This is a genomic window from Oleiphilus sp. HI0043, assembly GCF_001634935.1.
Genome location: NZ_LWEY01000731.1, coordinates 1 through 889 on the forward strand (window position 1 = coordinate 1; position 889 = coordinate 889).

Genomic DNA, 889 nt, shown 5'->3' on the forward strand with positions numbered 1-889 from the left:
TATTTGGCCGATTCCTTCAGGGGGCAGGGGCAATTGCCAGTGTCTTGATGGCTTTGCTAAGTGATTTAACGAGTGAAGAGAGCCGCACCAAATCGATGGCAATTATTGGTATGTCTATTGGTGTATCTTTTTCTGTTGCCTTGGTTATAGGGCCTTTAGTGGGAAGTGTTCTTGGGCTTCAGGGGATTTTCTGGTTTACTGCTGTGTTGGCACTGTTCGGAATGTTCTGGCTGTACTTCTTTGTGCCGAATCCTGTTCAGAGTGCATCCGACAGGAATACCCGTTTGTTCAAGAGCCAGTTAATGGACGTCTTAAAACATAAAGAGCTAGTTCGCCTTGATATCGGCATTTTTGCACTTCACCTTTGCCTGACAGCTTTGTTTATAGCTGTCCCCATGTCATTGCTTAACAAAATTAATATGCCGGGCGAGGATCATTGGCTGGTCTATCTAACAGTGATGGTGACATCATTTTTCGCAATGGTTCCTTTTATTATCATTGGTGAAAAGAAGCAGAAAATGAAGCCGGTTTTTTTATTCGCAATTCTGCTTCTTCTGGCTTCGTCACTGAGTTTTAGTTTGACTCAGAACCAGTTTTTATATTTCTGGCTTAGCTTGTTTTTTTACTTTATGGCTTTTAACTTGCTCGAAGCGAGTTTGCCTTCTTTGGTCAGTAAGATTTGTCCGGCTGGAAGCAAAGGAACGGCGATGGGGGTTTATTCAACTTGCCAGTTCTTTGGTGCCTTTGTTGGGGGGGTGTTAGGTGGTTGGGTTCTAAGTAGCTATGATGAGTCAGGCGTTTATCTGCTGGTAAGTATTGTTTGTCTTGGCTGGTTTCTATTTGCTCGCGGCATGGCTAACCCAAGCTCTGAAACAGGTATGACCTTAAG

General features: G+C 43.8%; 1 protein-coding gene. It reads left to right on the plus strand.

Annotation, left to right across the window (positions count from 1 at the left end; genetic code table 11):
* Window positions 1-889: MFS transporter (locus A3729_RS08525; protein ID WP_156497811.1), on the plus strand; the 889-nt coding region annotated here is incomplete at both ends.